General features: G+C 58.9%; 20 protein-coding genes, 1 pseudogene and 1 riboswitch. Of the genes and pseudogenes, 10 read left to right on the top strand and 11 right to left on the bottom strand.

The window, feature by feature from the left end; genetic code table 11:
* Nucleotides 1-73: 73 nt before the first annotated feature.
* A riboswitch (cobalamin riboswitch) is annotated at nt 74-278 on the bottom strand.
* 34 nt (nt 279-312) lie between these two features.
* The 7 genes and pseudogenes from ACR0J4_RS14760 to ACR0J4_RS14730 form a co-directional block, all read right to left on the bottom strand.
* Entirely contained in the window at nt 313-801 is a 489-nt protein-coding gene (locus ACR0J4_RS14760) for a hypothetical protein (RefSeq protein WP_480668713.1), read from the bottom strand.
* On the bottom strand, nt 798-1,019 hold the full coding sequence (locus ACR0J4_RS14755; protein WP_170641313.1) for a hypothetical protein: 222 nt from the start codon (nt 1,017-1,019) through the stop codon (nt 798-800). The genes ACR0J4_RS14760 and ACR0J4_RS14755 overlap by 4 nt, the downstream gene beginning before the upstream one ends.
* 121 nt (nt 1,020-1,140) lie before the next feature.
* On the bottom strand, nt 1,141-1,806 hold the full coding sequence (locus tag ACR0J4_RS14750; RefSeq protein ID WP_170641315.1) for a D-lyxose/D-mannose family sugar isomerase: 666 nt from the start codon (nt 1,804-1,806) through the stop codon (nt 1,141-1,143).
* An 18-nt stretch (nt 1,807-1,824) separates the two neighbouring features.
* Complete coding sequence (locus ACR0J4_RS14745; RefSeq protein WP_170641317.1) at nt 1,825-2,751, bottom strand: carbohydrate kinase family protein; 927 nt, start codon at nt 2,749-2,751, stop codon at nt 1,825-1,827.
* Between the two features lie 28 nt (nt 2,752-2,779).
* Entirely contained in the window at nt 2,780-3,739 is a 960-nt protein-coding gene (locus ACR0J4_RS14740) for a glucokinase (RefSeq protein ID WP_480668724.1), read from the bottom strand.
* A gap of 60 nt (nt 3,740-3,799) precedes the next feature.
* Nucleotides 3,800-5,107, bottom strand: a pseudogene (locus tag ACR0J4_RS14735) (GH1 family beta-glucosidase); the annotation flags it as partial.
* Complete coding sequence (locus ACR0J4_RS14730; protein WP_170641321.1) at nt 5,104-6,141, bottom strand: substrate-binding domain-containing protein; 1,038 nt, start codon at nt 6,139-6,141, stop codon at nt 5,104-5,106. The pseudogene ACR0J4_RS14735 and the gene ACR0J4_RS14730, both read right to left, overlap by 4 nt.
* A gap of 216 nt (nt 6,142-6,357) precedes the next feature.
* On the opposite strand from ACR0J4_RS14730, the gene ACR0J4_RS14725 reads away from it, so the two are divergent.
* From ACR0J4_RS14725 to ACR0J4_RS14680, 10 genes are all read left to right on the top strand, one after another.
* Nucleotides 6,358-7,716 (top strand): ABC transporter substrate-binding protein, encoded by a 1,359-nt coding sequence (locus tag ACR0J4_RS14725; RefSeq protein ID WP_170641323.1) that lies wholly within the window; start codon nt 6,358-6,360, stop codon nt 7,714-7,716.
* Nucleotides 7,717-7,771: 55 nt separating this feature from the next.
* On the top strand, nt 7,772-8,779 hold the full coding sequence (locus tag ACR0J4_RS14720) for a carbohydrate ABC transporter permease (protein ID WP_170641325.1): 1,008 nt from the start codon (nt 7,772-7,774) through the stop codon (nt 8,777-8,779).
* Nucleotides 8,780-8,783: 4 nt separating this feature from the next.
* Nucleotides 8,784-9,932 (top strand): carbohydrate ABC transporter permease, encoded by a 1,149-nt coding sequence (locus ACR0J4_RS14715; protein WP_170641327.1) that lies wholly within the window; start codon nt 8,784-8,786, stop codon nt 9,930-9,932.
* Nucleotides 9,933-9,941: 9 nt separating this feature from the next.
* Nucleotides 9,942-11,597: an alpha-amylase family glycosyl hydrolase gene (locus tag ACR0J4_RS14710; protein ID WP_170641329.1), complete on the top strand. Its 1,656-nt coding sequence runs from the start codon at nt 9,942-9,944 to the stop codon at nt 11,595-11,597.
* 3 nt (nt 11,598-11,600) lie between these two features.
* Nucleotides 11,601-12,683 (top strand): sn-glycerol-3-phosphate ABC transporter ATP-binding protein UgpC, encoded by a 1,083-nt coding sequence (locus ACR0J4_RS14705; protein ID WP_170641331.1) that lies wholly within the window; start codon nt 11,601-11,603, stop codon nt 12,681-12,683.
* 79 nt (nt 12,684-12,762) lie between these two features.
* The gene (locus ACR0J4_RS14700; RefSeq protein ID WP_170747329.1) at nt 12,763-13,509 is read left to right on the top strand and encodes a sugar phosphate isomerase/epimerase family protein; all 747 of its coding nucleotides are present in this window, start codon (nt 12,763-12,765) and stop codon (nt 13,507-13,509) included.
* A complete protein-coding gene (locus ACR0J4_RS14695; protein ID WP_170555097.1) occupies nt 13,510-14,550 on the top strand; it encodes a LacI family transcriptional regulator in 1,041 nt (346 codons plus the stop codon).
* Between the two features lie 27 nt (nt 14,551-14,577).
* A complete protein-coding gene (locus ACR0J4_RS14690) occupies nt 14,578-15,327 on the top strand; it encodes a basic amino acid ABC transporter substrate-binding protein (RefSeq protein WP_480668712.1) in 750 nt (249 codons plus the stop codon).
* 65 nt (nt 15,328-15,392) lie between these two features.
* A complete protein-coding gene (locus ACR0J4_RS14685) occupies nt 15,393-17,039 on the top strand; it encodes an amino acid ABC transporter permease (RefSeq protein WP_170641335.1) in 1,647 nt (548 codons plus the stop codon).
* Nucleotides 17,036-18,997 carry a beta-galactosidase gene (locus tag ACR0J4_RS14680; RefSeq protein ID WP_480668711.1) on the top strand — a complete coding sequence of 654 codons (1,962 nt, stop codon included), beginning with the start codon at nt 17,036-17,038 and terminating at the stop codon, nt 18,995-18,997. Before ACR0J4_RS14685 ends, ACR0J4_RS14680 begins: the two co-directional genes overlap by 4 nt.
* 10 nt (nt 18,998-19,007) lie before the next feature.
* On the opposite strand, the gene ACR0J4_RS14675 is transcribed toward ACR0J4_RS14680, so the two are convergent.
* Genes ACR0J4_RS14675 through ACR0J4_RS14660 form a run of 4 tightly spaced genes read right to left on the bottom strand, consistent with a single transcriptional unit; the run spans nt 19,008 to nt 23,273 of the window.
* A complete protein-coding gene (locus tag ACR0J4_RS14675; protein WP_170641339.1) occupies nt 19,008-20,924 on the bottom strand; it encodes a beta-galactosidase in 1,917 nt (638 codons plus the stop codon).
* A complete protein-coding gene (locus ACR0J4_RS14670; protein WP_170555105.1) occupies nt 20,921-21,781 on the bottom strand; it encodes an SMP-30/gluconolactonase/LRE family protein in 861 nt (286 codons plus the stop codon). The genes ACR0J4_RS14675 and ACR0J4_RS14670 overlap by 4 nt, the downstream gene beginning before the upstream one ends.
* Nucleotides 21,778-22,383 carry a 2-dehydro-3-deoxy-6-phosphogalactonate aldolase gene (locus tag ACR0J4_RS14665; protein ID WP_170641341.1) on the bottom strand — a complete coding sequence of 202 codons (606 nt, stop codon included), beginning with the start codon at nt 22,381-22,383 and terminating at the stop codon, nt 21,778-21,780. The genes ACR0J4_RS14670 and ACR0J4_RS14665 overlap by 4 nt, the downstream gene beginning before the upstream one ends.
* Complete coding sequence (locus ACR0J4_RS14660) at nt 22,380-23,273, bottom strand: 2-dehydro-3-deoxygalactonokinase (protein WP_170641343.1); 894 nt, start codon at nt 23,271-23,273, stop codon at nt 22,380-22,382. The genes ACR0J4_RS14665 and ACR0J4_RS14660 overlap by 4 nt, the downstream gene beginning before the upstream one ends.
* Nucleotides 23,274-23,277 lie beyond the last annotated feature (4 nt).

Genomic DNA, 23,277 nt, shown 5'->3' with positions numbered 1-23,277 from the left:
GAAGGCAAAAGCCATGAGTTGCATCAGCACGCAGATGTGCCATCGAGCCTCCTTCCGGGACACCCCGCCCCGGGTTGGTTAAACTGTGATGGCAGGTCTCCTGACTTGCGGGTCATTGCTCGGCCAACCTTCCCGACCTTTGGGGCCAGTGGTTTTGTGGCGTCGCTCTCCGCTTACAGTTGCGGGGGCAGTCACGGCATTGGCCCTTGGGCCGCACCGTATTCCCATTTTCATCCCTCAGACACAGGCCGTCGGGAACCATCCAGAGCAGCTAGTCTGCTCACGCTCCTATTGTCAAGCACAGGAATCGCGCTAGCGGACCACACGCAGGATCGGCCTGCGCGCGGGTTGGCCCGGTCCGACGCCATTTGTCGGGAACTGGCTAGCCAGGGTCAAACCGGCCTGTATCAGATGGGCGTCCGGATAGCCTCCGGTCAATTCGTTCAAGGCATCGCGCGCCGCCGGAGTTTCGTCGCGGCGCATGTGGTGCAGCATCCGGAGCAGGGCGCGTTCGTCACATGTCAGTTCTTGCCGTGTTTCAACACAAAGCGGGTCGTTGAAGGCTAACCCACTAGGCCGGATGTGTAGCGTGGCCTTGATGACTTTGAAAACCAGATGCGCCAGAACCAGCCCCTGATCGCGCCCCCAACGTTCGGTTGCGACCGAAAAGGCATGTTGCCACGCCTGCGTTTCCGGCTGTGTTAAGCTTAGGATGAAGTGCCGCATGACAGGCAGCAAACCGCGTTCGAAACCGTCAAATTCGACGCGGGGCAATGTGTGGTCAAATGCTGAGGGTTTCATGCGCGTTCCCTATTGGGTTTGGGGGCTTGTGCGACCAAAGGGTGGACGTTTTGCGGAAGGGTGTTTGGGTCAACCGGCGTTTCAGGAAACGTTGATGCAGCGCGGACGGAAAAGCTGAGATCAGCCTCGATCGCCTGCCTCAGTTTTGGTTTCAATGCGCAGCCATGGCGGCTGGCAACGGCGTCCATGGCCAACAGATCTGCGAGGGATTTTCGCATGTCAGGTTATCTTTCGGTCGCAAAAAATGGGACCGGGCGATGATTCCAACGAAATCTGACTGGGTCAGCTGTTAACTGACAAAAACAGTCGGGAAGTACAAGCGCGAAATTCTCAATGAAGTTAGTAGTCGGCAACCAACAGGAAATCCGGCGCTGCATCTTCTTCGATTGTTGCAAAGCGTGGGATCGGGTCTTCGAATACGTTGTCCGTTCGGTCGTCATTCACGGTAGAGACTTCGCCAATCAAGCAATCCCCACCTTCCGCCCAGAAGGCGTGCCAGATGCCGGGCATCAAGGTCACGCTCTGGCCTGGCTTCAGGCGCAGATGCTTTCCGGGCTGTATGGTGACAGGGCAGGCATCGCTTGGAACGGTGACCGCGTTGTCGCGGTCGATACCGCCATCGGGGTCCGACGCATAGATTTCCATAACTAGATCGCCGCCCCCACGGTTGATGATGTCCTCGGCTTTGACGATATGGCGATGCATCGGCGATAGCTGTTTGTCGCGAGAGATCAGCAGTTTTTCGGCATAGAGCATACCGCGCCCTCGACTCAGATCACTCACGTTGCCGTTACGCAGGGTGAACAGGAACAACCCAAGCTCATCGAAATTGCCTTGACCGTAGTCGGTGATATCCCAGCCTAGCCCATGGGCACGGATGCTGTAGGCATCGTCGCTACGCATCTGCTCAGGCGTCCAATCTGCGAAAGGTGGCAGAACGGCACCAAATGAACTGATAAATGCCTGGGCTTCGGTCTTGATACGGTTGATTTCGGATCGTTTCATCTCGGACTCTTCGTAAGGCTATAATTCATGCGACCAAGGCGGGTTGGCTCCGGCACGCGAGACGGTTACGGCAGCCACCTCTGCGCCCAAGGTCAAAGCGTCGCTTAGCGCATCCGGGGACATTGCTTTCATGCCGGGCTTTGTCAGTTGGCCAGCCCGTTCCAGCGAGGCCAGAACCCCTGCATTGAACGTGTCCCCCGCGCCGACCGTATCAACAACTTGCACCGGTTTGACAGGGACTGAGACCACCGTGCCGTTGGCCAGATAACCCGAGGCACCCTCACTCCCACGGGTGACGATGACGGCGGAGGGGCCTGCTTGAAACAGCAAAGGGACTTTCTGATCGTGGCCTTCCGGGCCGGGGATGATCCAATCCAGATCCTCATCCGAGACTTTGACGATATCGGCCTGTTCGATCATCTGGTTCAAACGCGTGCGGTAGAGGGTCTGATCCTGTATGAAACCGGGTCGGATATTGGGGTCCAACATCACAGCACAGTTCGCGCCGTGTTGCGCCAGCATCGCGGCATAGGCATCCGCGCAAGGCTCACAGGCAAGGCTGATGCCACCAAAATACAGCGCTGAAACAGCGGCGAGTTGGCGCGGCATATCCTCGGCCCGTAGCATCCGACCCGCAGTGTTTTCATCGACAAACGTGTATGTGGCGTGACCGTCCTTCAGTTGAACGAAAGCCAGCGTGGTCGGCCTGTCCGAGGCAATCACATGTGTTGTGTCCACATGGCTGGCGCGCAGGTCACCGGCCAATTGCTGCCCGAACATATCCGAGGACAGGCCAGTCAGCAGCCCAACGGGCGCGCCCAATCTGCCCAAAGCGATAGAGGTATTAAAAATAGCTCCGCCGGAATGGGGAACGAAACCGTCCCGCCCGGACAGGGTCGGTTCGGCAATCATGTCGATCAGGGCTTCTCCGCAACACAGGATCATCCCACATCCTCTTCCAAAATACGCTCAGTTATCGCTGAAGCGCATTTTTACAGAAGTTGTTAGCGCCAACAATGCCAAATTCGGCCTGTTCCGAGATATAAAGGTTCATCGACTGCCGCAACTCGCTGAAACGTCCACCTGCATTGAACGCGTTGCGGAAGGCTTCGCCAAACATCCAGCGGTTTTTCTCGGCTACGCCACCAACAAGGAAGACGCCACCGGCAGGCATCACTGTGACGGCCATGTCACCCATCAACGCACCCAGATGGCTGATGAACAAATCTGCGGTGCGAACGGCGATCGGATCCTTGCCGTCGCGTGCGTCCTGCAGAATATCTCGGGCGGTGCGAACCGGAGGCTGAGCTTGCTCAGCCGCCATGCCTGCTGCCTGATACAGGATTGGCAAGCCAGTTCCGCTGAGGAACATCTCAGCCTCAAGCACGAGGCTGTTGTCGAAAAAGCACTCGGGTGCCAGATGGCGCGCGGCGTCGAAGATATCGACTTCATCCCGCGTGCGCGGGGACAGGCCCACATGGCCGCCTTCGCCTGACACGGTGTGGAAATGCCCTTCCGAATGGAGCAGCGCGCCGACACCCAAACCGGTTCCAGGCCCGACGACCAAACGCGTACCCATCGGCGGAGTGGCAGAGCCTTGCAGGACGGATACGTCAGCCTCTGTCACTTCGGCCACGGACCAGGCCGCTGCGGTAAAGTCATTGATCACATAAGTGTTGGCGGCCCCTGTCGCCTTGGCCAGGGCCTCCTCGGACAGGTCCAAATTCGCGTTGGTCAGTTGGATGCGCCCGTCACGCACCGGCCCGGCTCCGGCTGCGACCACGGCTTGGGGTGCGGTGCCGATCTCATCCCGAATTTCATGCAACGCGTCCAGCAGATCGGGCAGGGTGCCCGTCGGGTGTTTGTGCAATGCAGTCAGCTTACCATCAGAGACAATGCCTAGACGCGTATTCGTACCGCCTATATCGGCCACCAATGTCCAATGTGGTCGCAAAGAGCCAGACGGCTGGCGATAGGCCTGTCGTTCGGTAGAGCTCTTGGAAAGTGCGGCCTTTACAGCCGCGAAGGAGGCTTTGGGCCTGCGGTCCAGCGTCTCAAAATCCACGTCTACCAATCCAAACCGTTTTTCATAGCCAAAGGCCCATTCGTAGTTGTCCAGCAAAGACCAGATGAAATACCCCTTAACGGGCACATCCGCAGCCAAAGCCTGTTGCACCGCCGTCAAGTGATCGTCCAGATAGGCGATACGCTCATCGTCCTGCTGACGCTCGGCGCTCGCCATGCCGTTCTCTGTAACATAGATCGGAAGATCACCGGTATAGTCTTCTGCGGTCCTTTTCAGAAATCGGGTCAGGGCGTCGGGGTCGATCTCCCAACCCATCTGAGTTTTGGGCAGAGGGCCCGGCACTTCGGTCAGGCTTGGCCAGGCGCTGTCTGCCGAGGTGATCAGCTTGCGGGTGTAGTAGTTCAAGCCGCACCAATCAACGGGCGCCCCAATGGTGTCGAAATCATCTTGCCAACCCTCGGGCAAATGAGGCTCCAGTCCCTCCAGCACGTTGTCGGGATAGGCTTTTTTGAACACGCCGCCCAAAAAGAACCTGTTGTAGATCCCGTCATAGAGTGCTGCCGCGCGTTGAGCAGCAGCACTATCATCAGCGGGCTCCGCCCATTCGAGGTTGAAGACAGCACCCAGATTGGACATGCCCAAACTACGCATTGTTTGAATGGCGCTGCCATGGGCCAGAAGGACATGATGCATCGAACGTGCGGCCGCACGAATATCGCGCAAACCCGGTGCGTGATGGCCTTCGAAATGGCTGAGCCAGCTGACGCACCAAGGCTCATTGATCGGCGCGACCGAATACATGCGGTCTCCGATACGGCCCATGATCACCTGAGTGAAATCGGCGAACCATCCGGCGATATCCCGATTGCGCCAGCCCCCCAGATCGGCAAGCGTCGAAGGCAACTCCCAGTGGTAGAGCGTCGCACAGGGGCGGATGCCGCGTTCAAGCAGCGCGTCCGCCAGGCGGTCGTAATAGTCCAGCCCGGCTTGGTTTACATACCCCCGACCCTCGGGCAAAACGCGCGCCCAACTGGTCGAAAAGCGGTAGCAATCAAACCCTGCATCCTGAACCAGATCAAAGTCTTCCTCGAACCGATTCAGGTGATCGCAGGCGATTGCGCCATTTTCCGCGCCGACGACGTTTCCAGGCGTGCCCGCGAAACTGTCCCAATGCGTCCGGCCAGCACCGCCCTGTGCATGGCCTTCGATCTGGTAGGCCGATGTTGCGACGCCGAATAGAAAATCGTCGGGGAAGTCGTTGCGTGTATATTTCATCGTCGAACCCCACTGGGCGCAGGCCCGGTTGATCGCCCGACGACCAACTCGGCCTCAAGCAACCTCTTATGTACCGGCGCACCCGGAGACTTGATCCGTTGGATCAGCATCTCGGCCGCCATTTCGCCAGCGTCCCGAACGGAGGACCGCGTTGCTGTGAAGATCGGCACATCCTGACCATTTTTCAGGTAGGAAAGATCATCGTCATGGGCGATGACCGAAATATCCCGCCCCATCTGCAACCCTGCTTCTTCCAAGGCGCGGCGCACACCAATGGCCGTGATCATCGACGAGGCCAGAATCGCGGTCGGTGGTTCTGCGATCTGCAGCATCTGATGGGTTTCCCGGTGGCCATAGACCTCGGTCATTTCAGCGCTGCGCATTAAGGCGGCATCCGGCGTCAAGCCGGCTTGCTGTAGAGCGTCCAGGTATCCGGCTCGACGGCGTTGAGCAAAGTCCATATCCTCCAGCCCGTTGATCAGGGCGATGCGACGGTGGCCCAAATCAATCAGAAACTGCGTCGCGCGCTGGAACGAACTCTTGTTGTTCACATCAATCCAGTCATATTCAGCCTGCACGCCGGTTGAGCGGCCATGAACGATGAACGGCACCGCCATGCGCGTCAGAACCTTGATCCTTGGCTCGTTGACCTTTGGACCCTGCAGCACGACGCCATCGACCGCCCCGCGTTGGAACAGGTTGCGATAGGCCGCCTCGATCGAGGTGTCATCCGCGTTGGTGAACATCATGTCATAGCCATGCTCGGCATAGGTTTTTGACGCTCCGGCGACGAAATCACCGAAGATCGGGTTCACCATTTCATGCCGTGATGAGCTGGGGATGACGTGACCGATGACCATGGATTTGCCCGTCGCCAACCCCTTGGCGCGACTGTTGGGGCGGTAGCCATGTTTGGCAGCTGCAGCCTCGACCCGCAGACGTGTTTCAGCGTTGACCTCAGGATAGCCGTTTAGTGCCCGGCTGACCGTGGTTTGCGAAAGACCCAGTGTTTCAGAGAGCTGCTTGAGGTTCATAGGTAGTCAAAGCGCCTTCAAATCGAAGGCTTTACTGGTGAGGTCCTGTTTTGTGCGCCGGCCAACCTGTTGTGATAACAGACAAGCATGTTTTTCTGACTTATTCGAAAATACGACTCATTGACAGAGTAAAAATGTTAGCGGATAACAATATTCATTCAAAGCGCTTTGAAAAACGTGAAGCGAAGGCGCTGGAGAGTATTGGGAGGAGATTTCATGAAACGCACGCTGTACGCAGGTGTGGCCACGTTTGCCCTGACTGCCGGGGCTGTTCACGCACAGGGTCAAATGATCCACCCCGTTGGAGAGGGTGGCTTTGACTGGGACGGGTTCCAGGCCTTTGCAGACGCTCATGATCTGAGCGGTCAGGACCTGACTATTTTCGGCCCCTGGCTTGCGGGTGAAGGGCAGTCCTTCGAAAATCTGGTCGCCTATTTCGATGAGGCAACAGGCGCAAATTCCAGCTATGTCGGGTCAGACTCGCTGGAACAGCAGATTTTGATCGACGCGGCAGCCGGATCAGCGCCAAACCTGACGGTTTTCCCACAGCCTGGCCTTGCGGCGAACATGGCCAAGAACGGCTATCTGACGCCGCTGGCCGAAGGATCAGCGGATTGGATCAAGAACAATTTCGCCGCCGGTCAGTCCTGGGTCGATCTGGGAACGTTTGAAAACGCAGACGGAGCCAAGGATTTCTACGGCTTCTTCTTCAACGTGAACGTCAAGTCTCTGGTTTGGTACATCCCTGAGAACTTCGAGGACTTTGGGTATGAAGTCCCGGAGACCATGGAAGAGTTCAAAGCGCTTATGGATCAGATGGTCGAAGACGGTGAGACGCCGCTCTGCGTCGGCCTCGCATCCGGTGGCGCGACCGGTTGGCCGGCAACGGATTGGGTTGAGGACCTGATGCTGCGCACGCAACCGCCTGAGGTTTATGACCAGTGGGTTTCGAATGAGATGAAGTTCGACGATCCGCGCGTGATTGCCGCGATCGAGGAATATGGCAGCTTTACCCGCAATGACGACTATGTGGTTGGGAACGCAGACGACACGGCTGCGATCGATTTCCGCGACAGTCCCAAAGGCCTGTTCGAAAGTCCGCCTGCCTGCATGATGCACCGCCAGGCCTCATTCATCCCGGCCTATTTCCCGGAAGGGACAGAGCTGGGCGTGGATGCCGATTTCTTCTATTTCCCGGCCTATGCTGAGAAGGATCTGGGAACACCGGTTCTGGGCGCGGGCACCTTGTTCACCATCACGAATCCAAGCCCTGCGACTGAAGTGTTTATGGAGTTCCTCAAAACTCCATTTGCGCATGAGATCATGATGTCTCAGGACGGGTTCCTGACGCCGCATCTGGGGGCAAACCCCGAGAACTATGCCAACGACACACAGCGCGGTCAGGGTGAGATTCTGACCAACGCCACCACGTTCCGCTTTGACGGCTCAGACCTGATGCCGGGTGCGGTCGGTGCCGGTACGTTCTGGACCGGAATGGTCGACTATTCCTCGGGCGCGAAGGACGCGGCCACTGTTGCGGGTGAAATCCAGTCGTCGTGGGATGCCGCGAAGTAACTGACGCTTCGGGGCGGCTATATGGCCGCCCCGTTTCCAAACCGACGAGGGCATCATGACACCGGCACTTCAGGGCCTGCTGACCATCATAATCGGTGTGTCGGGTTGCGTGGGCTACTTCTACCTCTCGAACCAATTTCTGGACAAAGTCCTGTTCCCGCCGCGCGGGCCGAACGCAGGGCGCAATATCAACCGCGCGAACATGATCCGGCCCTGGCTGTTCTTGTTCCCTGCGCTCGCGGCGCTTGGCCTCTATCTGGCCTATCCGGTGGTTGAGACGTTGCGCCTTTCACTCACGGAGCGCGTGCCTGGCGGCGGGTACAGATGGGTTGGTCTGGAGAACTACACCCAGATGGCGGCCGAGCCGAAGTTCTGGGAAGCCATGCGCAACAATATGTTCTGGCTGATCGTCGTACCCGCAATGTCGACCGGTTTTGGTCTGCTCGTGGCACAGCTGACCGATCGCATCCGCTGGGGCAATTTTGCCAAGTCGCTGATCTTCATGCCGATGGCGATTTCCTTCGTAGGGGCCTCGGTTATTTGGAAACTGGTCTATGACGCGCGCCCAGCGGAACAGGATCAGATCGGCATTCTAAACGCCCTCTATATCTTTTTCGGCGGGACCGAACCGCAGACTTGGCTGACCGTTCCGTTCTGGAACAGTTTCTTCCTGATGATCGTTCTGGTCTGGATTCAAACCGGATTTGCCATGGTGATCCTATCGGCGGCCTTACGCGGCATCCCGGAGGAAACGGTTGAGGCCGCAATTCTGGACGGCGCCAACCCGTTCCAGATCTTCTTCAAGATCAAAGTGCCCCAGATCAAGACGACCATTCTGGTGGTCTGGACGACGATAACGATCACCGTCCTCAAGGTTTTCGACATCGTCTTTGCCATGACCAACGGCCAATGGGAGACGCAGGTGCTGGCCAACTACATGTACGACAAGCTGTTCCGCGCCAATGATTGGGGGGTGGGGTCGGCCTCGGCCATGGTGATCATGTTGCTGGTCACTCCGATCCTGATCTGGAACGTGCGCAATGCGCGCAAGGAAATGGAGTGAGGCCATGAGCGATATTGCAGGAACCAAACCGGCGCTGCGCTGGGTCGTCCATGCCTCGGTCGTCTTACTGGTGGTGCTTTGGGTGATCCCGACCCTCGGTCTGCTGATTTCGTCTTTCCGGACCGCGGATCAGATCTCGGGCAGTGGCTGGTGGCGGTCGGTTTTTCCGTCCGAGCAGAACCTGACCCTGCGCAGCGCCGCACCTGAAACGCAGGTGCTGAAGAACGGCCTCTACGTGATCGAAGGTCAGCTATTCGGGGATGACGAGCAGGTCAAGATCTCGAACTGGGGTATCAGTGCCCGTGAGGTTGATGCCTTTGTCCCCGGCGACACCGCCGAGCTGCGTCGAGGCGGCTCGATCACTGTTGATGCGGACGGCGCCTACAGGATGGAGAACACTGAGGAGTTCACCGGAAACCGAGGCGCGCGCGTGTTCGTCACGGCCGAATTGCCGCCAGAATTCACCTTGGACAACTATCGAAAAGTCCTGCTGGATCAAAGTAGTTCCGACAGTATGGCCAAAGCCTTCTTCAACACGTTGACGGTGACAATTCCCGCGACAATCATCCCGATCCTCGTTGCGGCCTTCGCAGCCTATGCGCTGGCGTGGATGGAGTTTCCGGGCCGTGCGCTGCTGATCGCGGCCGTCGTTGGGCTGTTGGTTGTGCCCTTGCAATTGGCGTTGATCCCGCTGTTGAAGTTCCACCTGAATATCGGGATCGGGAAAGGCTATCTGGGCGTCTGGCTGGCCCATACTGGCTTTGGTATGCCACTGGCGATTTACCTGCTGCGTAACTACATGGCCGGGTTGCCTCGGGATCTGATCGAGAACGCCCGTGTCGATGGCGCGACCGAGTTTCAAATCTTCACCAAACTGATCCTGCCGCTCAGCTTCCCGGCGCTGGCCTCTTTCGCGATCTTTCAGTTCCTGTGGACATGGAACGACCTGCTGGTCGCTAAGGTCTTCCTGATCGACGCAACCGGCCAGACCACCGTGATGACCAACCGCATCGTCGAACTTTTGGGCACACGAGGCGGCAATTGGGAAATCCTCGCGACGGCGGCCTTTGTGTCGATTTTTGTGCCACTGGTCGTGTTCTTCGCAATGCAAAAATACCTGGTCCGGGGCCTATTGGCCGGATCCGTCAAATAGAGGCGTCTGATGAACGTGCAAAACACCGTAGACCTATCCAACTCAACCAAAGCACCGTCAGACTGGTGGCGGGGCGGGGTGATCTACCAGATCTATCCGCGCAGCTTTCAAGACAGCAATGGCGACGGGATTGGTGACCTGAAGGGGATCACCCAACGGCTCGACTATATCGCCTCGCTCGGCGTCGATGCGATCTGGATTTCGCCCTTCTTCAAGTCGCCGATGAAGGATTTCGGCTATGACGTGAGCGACTATCGTGATGTCGATCCGATGTTCGGCTCGCTTGAGGATTTCCAAGAGCTACTGGATCAGGCTCATGCCAAGGGTCTGAAAGTGATGATTGATCTGGTGCTGTCTCATACATCGGAACAACACCCGTGGTTCACCGAAAGCCGAGCCTCAACAGACAATCCGATGTCCGATTGGTACGTCTGGGCCGACCCCAAACCCGATGGGACGCCACCGAACAACTGGCTGTCGATCTTCGGAGGGTCTGCCTGGCAGTGGGACCCGCGCCGACTGCAATACTACCTGCACAACTTCTTGACGTCGCAGCCGGACCTGAACTTCCACTGCGTACAGGTACAGGACGCGCTGCTAGACGTGTCCCGGTTCTGGCTCGAGATGGGGGTCGATGGCTTCCGCCTGGACACGATCAACTTCTATTTCCACGACAAGCAATTGCGCGATAACCCCGCGTTGCCGGTTGAGGAGCGCAATGCCTCGATTGCACCCGCAGTGAACCCGTATAACCACCAGAACCACCTCTATTCCAAAAGTCAGCCCGAAAACATTGCCTTCCTGGAACGGTTGCGGGCGCTGACCAACGAATACGAAGGACGCGCCTGTCTGGGTGAGGTCGGCGACGCGCAACGCGGGCTTGAGATCATGGGGGAATACACCTCGGGTGATGCGCGTATGCACATGTGCTATGCGTTCGAGTTCCTAGAAAAGCGCGCTTTGACAGCAGCTTACGCTAAACAGGTGTTTGACCAGCTTCAAGCCAAGGCCGGAGATGCCTGGCCCTGCTGGGCGTTCTCTAACCATGATGTGCAACGCCATGCCTCTCGTTGGGACCTCAGCGAAGCGGCAACGCGTCAGCACGCGGTTTTAATGATGTGCCTGCGCGGCTCGGCTTGTCTGTATCAGGGTGAGGAACTGGGCCTGCCCGAGGCCGATGTGCCTTTCGGGCGCTTGCAAGATCCTTATGGCGTTGAGTTCTGGCCGGAGTTCAAAGGCCGCGACGGGTGTCGGACGCCGATGGTCTGGACAACTCAGGCCGAACAATCGGGCTTTAGCACCGGCGAACCTTGGTTGCCTGTCAGTGCGGCCCAGTCCGAACGCGCGGTTGATCGTATGGAGGCGGATGATCAATCCATGCTGCACCACTATCGTCGCGCGATTGCTCTGCGCCAAGCGCATCCGGCGCTGGCTGCGGGGGCGCAATCAGAGATGGAGCAAGTCGGCCCGGCCCTAGTTTTCCGCCGCGAAAACGCCAGCGAAGAGGTGTTTTGCGCCTTCAATTTGGGGCGCGAAGCGGGGCAGGTCGATCTGCCCTCGGGCAGCTGGCAGGCAATTGGTGAGGACATTGGCAGTGTCACGGGTGAAGGTCGCGTCACGCTGCAACCTGCCGAATTCTGCCTGATGCGAAGGGATAAGGGGTAAGTCATGTCGGAACTCAAACTCACAGATGTGGCGAAATCCTATGGTCCAGTCGACGTCCTGAAGCACATTGATCTGGATATCGAGCAAGGCGAGCTGATCGTCTTTGTCGGCCCGTCCGGGTGCGGAAAATCCACGCTTCTCAGGATGATTGCGGGGCTGGAGAAGATCACCGGCGGCACGCTGGAGATCGAAGGTCAGATCATGAATGACGTGCCACCCGCGCAGCGCGGCATCGCCATGGTGTTCCAATCCTATGCCCTCTATCCGCATCTGACCGTGCGCGAGAATATGTCTTTTGCGCTCAAGATCGCCAAACGGCCCGCCGCAGAGATTGACGCTGCTGTTGAGCGCGCGGCTCAAATTCTGCAATTGGACCCATATCTTGATCGCCTACCCAAAGCCCTTTCTGGTGGTCAGCGCCAGCGCGTCGCGATCGGGCGGGCGATTGTGCGGGATCCCAAGGTCTATCTGTTTGACGAGCCGCTCTCGAATCTCGATGCAGCGCTGCGCGTCGCCACGCGGATTGAGATTGCGCGCCTCAAAGAGGCGATGCCCGACAGCACCATGATCTATGTGACCCATGATCAGGTCGAGGCGATGACCTTGGCCAGCCGCATCGTTGTGCTGGCCAACAAAGGCATCGCCCAGGTTGGCACCCCGCTTGAGCTGTATGAAACCCCGGACAATGAGTTCGTTGCCCAGTTCATCGGCTCGCCTTCGATGAACCTGTTACCCGGAACGATCACTGGCACTGGGCAGATGACGACGATAGCCTTGGAGGGCGGAGGCATGGCGATTTCCGCGATCCCGACCGGGCCCGAGGATGAAGGCAAGCAGGTAAACATCGGCGTCCGGCCCGAAGATTTCAATTTGACGGATAGCGACCCGATGCTGAGCGGCGAGGTTGATTTCACCGAAGCGTTGGGTGAAGTGACTCTGCTCTATTTTGCCAAATCCAACGGCGCGGATCAGGTCATCGCCAAATTGCCTGGTATTCAACGGAACCTTCGCGGGCAGCAGGTTTCGGTCACAGCACGGCCGGAAAAAGTGCATCTGTTCCATAACGGCCTGTCTATGCGCAAGTGATTTAGCAAGGCGGCTTCAAGCCGCTTGACAACTCATACAACCCCGTTCAACCATTATTGAAACGTTTCAATGGTGATAAATGCGGATCTCTGCGCAGCTATACACAGTCCGGAATTGTGGTGATCTTGGCGATCAACTGCAATTGGCGGCGGCCTGTGGCTATGCAGATGTCGAAACGACGGGGTTGCACGACCTGACGGCGCCTCAGATGGCCGGGATCGTTGAGCAATCCGGTTTGCGGGTACGTTCCGCGCATTTCGACTGGGAAGAGTTCGACAGGCGTTTACCCGAAATTCAGGACCTTCTGGAACGATTGGAATGCCCGGTTGCCGTCATGCCTTGGCTGGCACCAGCGGCGCGGCCCGACACTGCCGAGGGATGGAAGGCTGTGTCGGGCCAGTTATCGCAATGGGCAGCGCAACTGTCAGGCTCGGGCGTTCAACTGGCCTATCACAACCACGATTTCGATCTGGCCGGGTATCCCTCGCAGACGCCGCTAGAGATGATTCTGGAGAAGGGGAACGTCTTCTGGCAGCCCGATATTGGTTGGCTGGGGGCGGCCCACCTGGATCCGGCCGGATTGATTAGGCGATATGCTGATCGTGTGGTTTCGGTCCACGCCAAGGATGTGGATCCCAGCCAAATGGGGGATGCCCGGTGGCGGGATTTAGGACAGGGCGATATAGACTGGAGCAAGGTTCTCGATGCACTTGATCGTACGGCGTGTTCGGATCTGTTCGTTGAGCATGACGAGTCGTCGAGCCCGGCGACGACTCTGACAACAGGCAGGCGCTTTCTGAGCGACCTTTTGAAAGGTCGTATCTAGATGGCCCGCGCAACGATCAAGTCTATCGCCAAGCAGACAGGCTACTCCGTCGGGACCGTATCCAATGCCCTGCGCGGAGAGGACTCGGTCAAACGCGAAACCCGTGAAGAGATACAGAAAGTGGCCTTGGAGCAGGGCTACAAAGTAAACCTTGCCGGGCTGAAATTACGCACGAACAAGTCCTACCGGATCGCGGTACTGGTGGGCGTCTCCACCGACGCAACCGAGGAGTGGGAGGGTGTCGAGTTCACCCGAATTGTGGCTGGCATCTCAACCGCCTTGCAGGGGTCACGTTATGAGCTGAGCGTGTGCAGCGTGGCCGATTTGGACGAAGCGATGGCCGCCCTGCGCGCGATCGTACAGGAACGCTCGGCGGATGGGGTGATCTTTTCGGGCACTCGACATAACGACCCGCGTATCGCCTATCTGCAAAGTCAGAACTTCCCCTTTGTAACCTATGGCATGAGCGGCAGTTCTGAACCTCATCCCTATGTCGATTTCGATAGCGAAAGCGCGGCGCGCGACGCGACAGAGCGGCTGTTGCGTTTAGGTCATCGACGAATTGCTCTCATCAATCCACCCGCCGAATTGGTTTACACTGGACAGCGTCAGACTGGCTATGCCGCCGCACTACAGACGGCGGGCGTGCCCGTTCAACCCGATCTGATCTACAACGGCCCCACAACGGCGCAAAGCGGCCAAAAGGCTTTTCGCAGCCTGATGCAACGCGCAGACCGCCCGACCGGCATCATCTGCGCCAACGAGGCGATGACGCTGGGCGCTTTGTCGGCCGCCGCCGAAGATGGCATCAGAGTCGGGCGCGATGTTGTGGTCATTTCGACCGATGACCTCCAACTCAGCAAGTATTTCGTGCCCGCACCTAGTGCCTATTACGTGCCGATTGACGAGACCAGCCGGTTGCTGGGCGCGTTCATGTTAAAATCACTGGACGGGGCCGACCCGCCTGAAATTCAAAAGAAGATCAGGGCAACGTTAATCGAGCGGCAACCTGACACACCTCCGCCGAACCCGGCGATTTGACCTGACCCAACAAAGGAGAAACCAAACATGTTCAAACATCTACTTGCCGCTGCAGTCGTTGCGACGATGACGGTCCCAGCCGCTTTTGCCGCCGATTTGGAAGGTCGCGTTCTGAAAATCGGAACGGATGCAACCTATCCCCCGATGGAAACCGTCGACGAGACAACGGGCGAGATCGTGGGCTTTGACGTCGACGTGATGAACGCCATTTGCGAGCGCGTGAACTGCGTGCCGAATTTCGTCAACACCGCGTGGGACGGCATCTTCGCAGCCCTTCAGCAAGGTGAGTTCGATCTGGTCATCTCGGGCGTGTCGATCACGCCGGAACGGGAAGAGACCATGGATTTCTCAGAGCCTTATATCGTGGTCAGCCAGGCCATCCTGTTGCAAGTCGACAAGGGTGACACGACCTTGGATGACTTCAAAGCCGGAGGTCTGAAACTGGCCGCTCAAACCGGAACAACCAATGCGCAATTGGCGGAAGAGCTGGTAGGGCGCGAGAATGTCAGCCTCTATGACAACTTCTCGGCTGCCATTCTGGCGTTGCAAAACGCCGACGTCGAAGGCGTGATCATCGACGGAACTTCGGCCACCGCGTATGAGCAGGAGTTCGCGGGTGAACTGACCGTGGGCATCACGGGGCTGCAATCCGATCCGCTGGGCATCGTGTTTCAGGAAGGTGACCCGACCGTCGATGCGATCAACGAAGGTCTGGCCGCAATTCAGCAAGACGGCACGTTGGATGAGCTGAAAGCCAAATACTGGGGCACCAACTGATCCTTTGAACCCCTTCCAGCCCCGGCGAGTTCTGCCGCCGGGGCTTTGAACTAGCGGAGAACCCCATGTCGCGCCTCAGCTCGATCCGCCCGAGCAACCTCGTGTTGCTCGCAGCCGCACCCTTTATCATCTATCTGTTTGCCACCTCGTCCAAATACCTGCGATCTCTGGTCGCCATTCTGGGAATCGGCAACAATGCAGGGCCGATTTTCGTGGGGTTCTTGCTTGTCCTTGCGACGGCGATCCTCGGCTATCTTTGCGCCCGGCACACCCGGTTCGAAGCGCAAGCGCCCGCATGGCTTCGGATTTCGGCATTGACGGCTTTTCCGGCGGCGGTTGGCCTGTCCATTCTGGCTTTTGTCGCCCCGCATGTCCTGATGTCCTTCGCCGAGTCCGTCTTTTTTCATGCGCTCAGCGAGAATACCTCGACCCTGATTGATCGCACCAACCAAACGTGGGTTTTGTTTCCCGAAGTGGTGGCACAAGTTCAGAGCGGCTTGCAGATCCTGCTGGCTGTCTATGCTGTGATCATCGCGCTGTGCCTGATCTCTGGCCGTTTGACGAAACCTCTGCGCGGGCGCGTGCAGCTTGGGTTTGAAATTCTGACGGGCGCCGCGCTGTTCTACCTGATGTTCATGGCTCATTGGCAATTCGCAACAGGCGTCGCGATTACGTTCCGCGCGGCGATCTTTGCTTATATCTTCGCCGCGATCCTTGGCCTGATCTGGGTCGGGCTGCAGTCTTTCAAGCCAAAGGCCCGGACAACGATGGTCTATGGAGCGATCAGCCTTGCGTTGCTTGCAGTGTCCACCTTCTTCTTCATGCAGCCCAAAGTCAGCTATGTCCTTGTCGGCAATACCGAGGGGCGTATCGCCATTGTGCGCGGTACCCCTCAGGCGCAGGCCGATGTGATCCGCTTCGGTGAGTTCGAAGGCGGCGGCGATCAGCAAATCCGAATTCGGAGCGCCCCGGACGCTGCATCTGCGATCGAACAGATTGAGACCGTCGACAGCGTCTCGGGTGCGTTTGTTCCGGTTGAGGCCCACTCGCAGGGCTACCCGGTGATCTGGCAGACCAGCTTCCTGCCAGACAAGTTTCGAAATCCGGGGCTGGCCTTTGCCGTTTTCGGTTTCCTCTTGCTGACACTCACGGTCGGCGGGTCCCAACACAAACTGCACCCACTTGCGGTCGGGGCCGAGTTTTTCGTGGACACGATCCGAGGCATTCCGATGCTGGTGATCATCCTCTATATCGGCCTTCCCTTGGCGGGCGCGGTCAAGGATGCCACCGGCGGCGGGATTGATATGACCAACATGACCCGCGGGATCATCGCCATTTCGGTTGGGTATTCCGCCTACATGGCCGAGATCTTCCGATCTGGCATCGAAGCCATACCGAAAGGCCAGCTTGAGGCTGGCAGCTCGCTGGGTTTGTCCCGCTGGCAAACTGCGCGGTTGATCGTGTTACCGCAGGCCCTGCGGATCGTGACACCGCCCCTGGGCAATGAGTTCATCGCGATGATCAAGGACACCTCGCTGCTGTCGATCCTGTCGGTGCGCGACATGACCCAACGCATGCGCGAATTCCAAGCCTCCAGCTTCCTGCCGTTTGCGCCCTTCAACACGGCGGCGATCCTCTATGTCGTGATTACTCTGGGTTGCGCCAGCTTCCTGAAATGGATCGAGCGGCGAACCGCGAAGGACACCAGATGAGCAAGCTTGAACTGGGTGTTTGCTACTACCCCGAACAATGGGATCCGTCCCAATGGCGAGACGATGCTGCGCGTATGGTCGAAATGGGCCTCGATTGGGTGCGGATTGCCGAGTTCACCTGGGGCCTGATCGAACCCCGGCGCGGTCAGTTCAAATGGGGTTGGTTGGATGAGGTGATCGGGATTTTGGGTGAGGCTGGCCTGCGGGTCATGATGTCCACGCCGACGGCTTCGCCGCCCAAATGGCTGATCGACGAGTATCCAGAGATTTTGCCCGTCGGCCCAGACGGTCGCGTGCGCGGTTTTGGATCGCGCCGGCACTATTGCTTTTCCAGCGATGTCTACCTTGAGGAGGCCAAACGGATCGCAACCGAATATGCCCGGCGCTATGGGCAAAACCCGCATGTCCATTCGTGGCAGATCGACAATGAATACAATGACCATGACACCGTCCTCAGTTACTCGGACGCGGCTCGCAATGGGTTTCGCCGGTGGCTGCAAGTGCGCTATGGCGCGATTGAGGAGCTGAACCGGAAATGGGGTACGGTCTTCTGGGGCACACAATACGCAAGCTTTGACCAGATCGAGCTGCCAAACGGCTTGGTCGCGGCCGCGAACCCGACGCAGTCTTTGGATTTTGCGCGTTATTCCTCCGGCCGGGTCCGACTGTTCAACAAAGCTCAGGTAGATATTCTTCGGGCGCATTCTCCGGGCCGGGACATCACGCATAACTTCATGGCGGGCAGTTTCGAGTATGATCACCACGCGGTGGCCGCCGACTTGGATATCGTAGGCTTCGACAGCTACCCGCTGGGCAATCTGCTGGGATCATCCCTGTCTGATCAGGACAAGCATCGCTACTTGCGAACCGGGGCGCCGGACTATCAGGGGTTTCACTGCGATCTGTATCGCTCGCAAGGGCGCGGGCGCATGTGGGTGCTAGAGCAACAACCCGGTCCCGTCGACTGGGCAGAAAAGAACCCTTCGCCCGCAGATGGCATGGTTCGGCTATGGACCTGGGCGGCCTTTGCCCATGGCGCGCAGGCGGTGATGTTCTTTCGCTGGCGGCAGGCAAAGTTCGCTCAGGAGCAGTTCCACACTGCGCTTTTTCGGTCGGATGGTAGTCCGGATCAGGCAGCGGTTGAGCTGGCGCAGGTAGTGAAGGATCGCGCGGCATTACCCCCGGCCAAAAGGCAGAAGGCCCAAGTCGCAATGCTGATCGACTATACGTCGATCTGGGCGGCGGAATTCCTGCCGCATGACGATGCGTTTCCAAATGCGAACATCCTGCGAGACTGGTACGCGGGTTTGCGCGGTTTCGGTGTCGATCTGGATTTTGTCGGGCCGGAGGATGACCTGAATGGCTATGCCTTGATCGTGCTGCCGCAGAGCATGATCGTCAGCGACGGGTTGGCCTCAAGACTTCAAGCGTCGTCAGCGAAACTGTTGATCGGGGCGCGGTCGGGTAGCAAGACGCCAGATATGCACAGCCCTGACACCCTCGCACCGGGAGTGTTGAGCGATTTGACAGGTGTTCGCGTTTTGAGGGTCGAGTCCTTGCCTGACCTTGCAGACGAAGCCGTGCAGTTGGGCGAGCAAAACCCGCTGCACTTCACTGGTTGGCGCGAAATTGTCGAGACAAGTGAACAAGCTATCGGCCATTTCGTCAGCCGATATCAAAATGGCAGTCCGGCGGTCATACGCTCAGCCAGGGCGACCTACCTTGCGATGGTTCCGAGCGGCGCGTTGTTGCAAAACATCTTGCGCGACGTGTTGGATTGGGCTGGGCTGGAGGTCTCCGAAACGCATCACGATTTGCGGCTCACCCGACGCGGGGACCTGCGCTTTGCCTTTAACTTTGGCGATCAAGACCAACCACTGCCCGCGAACACAAAGCGCTCGCTTCTGGTCGGAGAAGACCCGGTAGCCCCGCACAGCCTTGCAATTTGGACGGAATAGCGCGCCCGTATCAACCCTCCGAGGACGCGCTGTTTTCGAGGACTACAACGTCGCAGCCCGCAATGGTGTGCCCGTTCCACTCAACCGGATCGGCATTGTAGTTGATCAGGAACGTATGCTCGGCCGTGTCCCGAAGCCTCAGGCCCTCGGACAACGGCTGCAAATTCAGCCCGGTGTGCTCCGCCGCCAGCCCGATGAGACGATCCCAGAGCGCCTCATTCGGGAAACCCGCCAGATACCAAACGCCATCCCCTGTTTTCACGGCTGGAGTCCCATCTTCAAATTGCAAGAGGTCCGCGCCGTCTCCGGACAGACGATCGATCCAGTGCTGCGCCGCTCCGCCCCCCACTACCGGGCGTTTGACATTTGGCGGCAGGGTTTCAACCAGATCGACATGGCAATCGATGCCATCAAGGCCGGGGCGGCCCGACAGAGGGATCTGGAAATCACGGGTGATCGCGCCGCTGCGTGGGCCAATGATGGCAAGATCGCAGGCCTCGGCCAAACGCGCTTCCAACGCGGCATTGATTGTGGCCAGCCCCGGCGCAAGGATCACCGCGTAACCTTTCGGCAGGTCCTGAGGTGAAACGATGTCCACCGAAAGCCCGGCGCGACGCAGCGTGCGATAGGCCGAGAATACCAGCCGGAAATAGTCAAAACCTGCGCCCTGCGGCTGCGTGGTCCACGCCCAATCCGAGGCATAATCGAACAGGATCGCAACCTGCGCCTGTTTCTGGTGAACCGGACCGATGGCCTTCAATTCATCCGCCGTCTGGCGCGCCTCGGCCAGACCGGGGGCCGCGCGGCTGTCTGGTGTCAGCAATCCGGCGTGCATCTGTTCCTGCGCAAAGGGCGCTTGGCGCCAGCGGAAATAGCTGACCACCTCGGCCCCGTGTGCCACGGCCTCAAGCGACCACAGCCGGACCATGCCGGGCAGGGGAGCAGGGTTGTACGGGGCCCAGTTCACAGGGCCGGGCTGTTGCTCCATCACCCACCAGCGACCACGACCAACCGCGCGGTAGAGGTCGTGGTGAAAGCCCTGCATATCCGGATCGCCCTGTTGCAGGAATTTGGCCTTGTGTTCGGCGTCATCTTCCAATCGGTCTGACAAGAAGCCGATCGGATAGCTGTCCCAAGTAGCGATATCGAGGTCCGCCCCGACGTCGAAATGGTCGAACTCAAGCACGCGGCCCATGTAGTTATGCGACAGCGGCGCATCGGTCAGCGGGCGCAACACTTCGGCCTGAGCCTTGTTAAACGCCACTACCTGATCCGAGCTGAAGCGTCGGAAGGCCAGAACATGGGCTGGGTTCGGCTCGGTCACGGTCAGGTTCGGTAGGTCGATCTGGTCAAAGTGGTCGTATTCCATCGACCAGAACACATTGCCCCAAGCCTCGTTCAGGGCGTCGATGCTGCCATATTGATCCGCCAACCACAGCCGAAACGCTGCAAGCGCCGGGGCGCTGTAGCTGATCGTGGTGTCGTGACAGCCATATTCATTGTCGATTTGCCAAGCCGCCACATGCGGATTGTGGCCATAGCGTTCGCCAAAGATCCGGGCGATGCGGACGCACTCGTCGACATAGCCCGCATGGCTGAAGCAATAGTGCCGACGTGACCCGAATTTACGCGGTTGGCCTTGGGTGTCGACGGCCAGCATGTCGGGGTGTTTGTCCAGCATCCAGCGCGGAGGTGTGGCCGTGGGTGTCCCCATAACCACCTTCAAACCGGCCGATCCCAGCACCTCGACCGCGCGATCCAGCCAGTCGAATTGCAGATCGCCGGGCGAGGGTTCCAACCTGCTCCAGGCGAATTCGCCGATGCGCACCCAGCTCAGGCCCGTTTCGACCATGCGCGCGGCATCTTCGGCCCAAACAGCCTCGGGCCAGTGTTCGGGGTAGTAGCAAACGCCGAGTTCGGGGGTCATAGAAGGACTCTGTGTTCCGGTTGGCCCTGGCCTGCGTTCAGTTCGGCAAAGGTCATTCCGTTCGTGGGTTGGGTTTCAAGCGTTTCCGCGCTCAGCCCTTGGCGGGCGGTTGTGCAGAACAGTGTCGTCAGGTCGTCTCCGCCAAAGGCGGGGCAGGATGTATGGGCGGCGTCAATGGTGACCGCGCGCAGGAACTTGCCCGTCGGATCATAGGCCGCGACCCGGCTCGCCCCCCATTGAGCGATCCAGACGTTCCCGGCGGTATCAACCACCGCGCCATCCGGGTTCAAACCGTCTTCGTTCAGATCCAGAAAGACCGAAGGCTCCCCTTCGGGCCAGCCGGTCTCAGTGTTCAGGCCCCACCGCATTACCTGTCGTGTCGCGGTGTCTGCGTAGTAAGCGGAGGACCGGTCCGGAGCGAAACAGATCGCGTTTGAGATGGAGATACCCGGCACCAAACGGCGCAGCTCGCCCTTGTAGAACCGGTAGATTGAACCAGCACCGAGCTCCGCGCTTTTGCCCATCGTCCCGATCCAGAACCCGCCCCACGGGTCGGCGCGACCGTCATTCGAGCGGGTGACGGGATTTTCAGCCTCTAGCGGAACGACCAGTGATTTCTCACCCGTGGCCAGCGAAAACCGCCACAACCCGGTTTCCGAGGCTATTAGCAGAGTATCACCGTCCACCCAGCCTGCGGCCGAGACATATTCGTCGAAATCCCAGCTTTTCTGCGCCTCGCCTTCACGGGTCAGAAGGCGTTTGCCGAGGATGTCGAACCAGAACAACTGCTTCCGCTCGGGATGCCAGAGGGGGCCTTCGCCCAGCATACACGGGCGGTCGTCGAAAGTGACGCTCATGCAACGGCCTCGTCATAGGCCGCTACGATCCGGATGGCGCGTTCCGAGATTTCCGCGATCTCCATGTCCGGTTTGAACAGGGCCGAACCGATGCCGAAGCCGTCAGCGCTGGCTGCGATCCATTCGTCGAAGTTGTCTGTACCCGCGCCGCCAACCGCGAAGACCTGCGTGCCAGCCGGCAAGACCGCCCGCAACGCTGACAGACCTGCGGGGCCTGCCAAAGATCCGGGGAACAGCTTCAAACCGGTTGCACCCGCTTTGAGGGCCGAAAAGGCCTCGGTCGGGGTGAAGATGCCCGGCCAGGATTGCAGCCCCAGTTCACGGCTGCGCCGGATCACATCAGGATCGGCATTGGGCGAGACAATCAGCTTGCCGCCCACATCCCGTACGGCCTCAACCTGTTCGGGTGTCAACACCGTGCCCGCGCCGATCAAGGCGCGATCGCCGAAAGCTTCGACCAGAATGCCGATGCTCTCAAGAGGATCCGGAGAGTTCAGCGGCACCTCGATCCGGTCGATCCCGGTTTCGATCAGAAGTCGACCGACTTTCTTGGCGCTCGAGGGGGTCAAACCTCGCAGAATGGCAATGATGGGGCGGCTCATACGGTTTCTCTTGTCATATTGCGGGCTTTGTTCAACCCGGCCAGAGTGGATGTGGTGGCGTCGGCCATCTCGACAAACGCGCCTTGCGGTTGCAGCGCTTGCGCGTAGGCGGCCGATAGCCCCTCGGCCCCGATGATCGCGATCTGCTGACCCAGCCAATAGGGGCGTGAGGCCGCAAGTTCGGCCCCAATCAATAGCCCTGACAGACGCGCGCGGGCCGTGCTGCCGTCCTGCCCGTGCAGCAGATCTGCAGCACGCAGACTGAACAGGCGGGCGGCAAGCTGTTCGGGTTTGGACAGAGTATCCTCGACAGCCTCGGCAAACGCGGCCTCGTCCCAGCCTTCACTCACCGAGTGCCGAAGGACCGATTGACCGCGCAGCAAGTCGAATAACTCTCCGGTCATGAAGGTGCGGAAGCTGACGACCTCATTCGCGCTGACCTGCACCCATTTCGTATGGGTGCCAGGCAAGCAGATCACGCCGTCCCAGTTGGGGTGTGTATCCAGAAACCCTGCGATTTGCGTTTCTTCTCCGCGCATCACATCCGGCGGGGACACTTGTTTCAAACCAGGCACGACAAAGGCGCGGATCCGAGGATCGGTGGCAGGCACGCGGATCGGAACGCCCTGCACAGGCGCGGTTGGAACAGCAGCATAGGGTGCTTCAACCCATCCCTGACGGGCGCCGACCATGCCGCAGGCAACGACATCGACAGGGGCATTGTCCAACCAGCCCTCGATCAATGCCAACAAGGCGTCCTCAAACCCGCCTTTGGAGACGCGCGCCATGCCCATGTCCGACTGGGCTTGGTCAATATGGGTCGCCCCCTCCATCGCCCAGACGCGCAAGTGCGAGGTGCCCCAGTCCGCTGCGATCCATTCTGGTTTCATAGTT

It is taken from the genome of Ruegeria sp. B10 (genome assembly GCF_056539825.1).
This window is presented reverse-complemented; position numbering and strand designations above follow the sequence as displayed.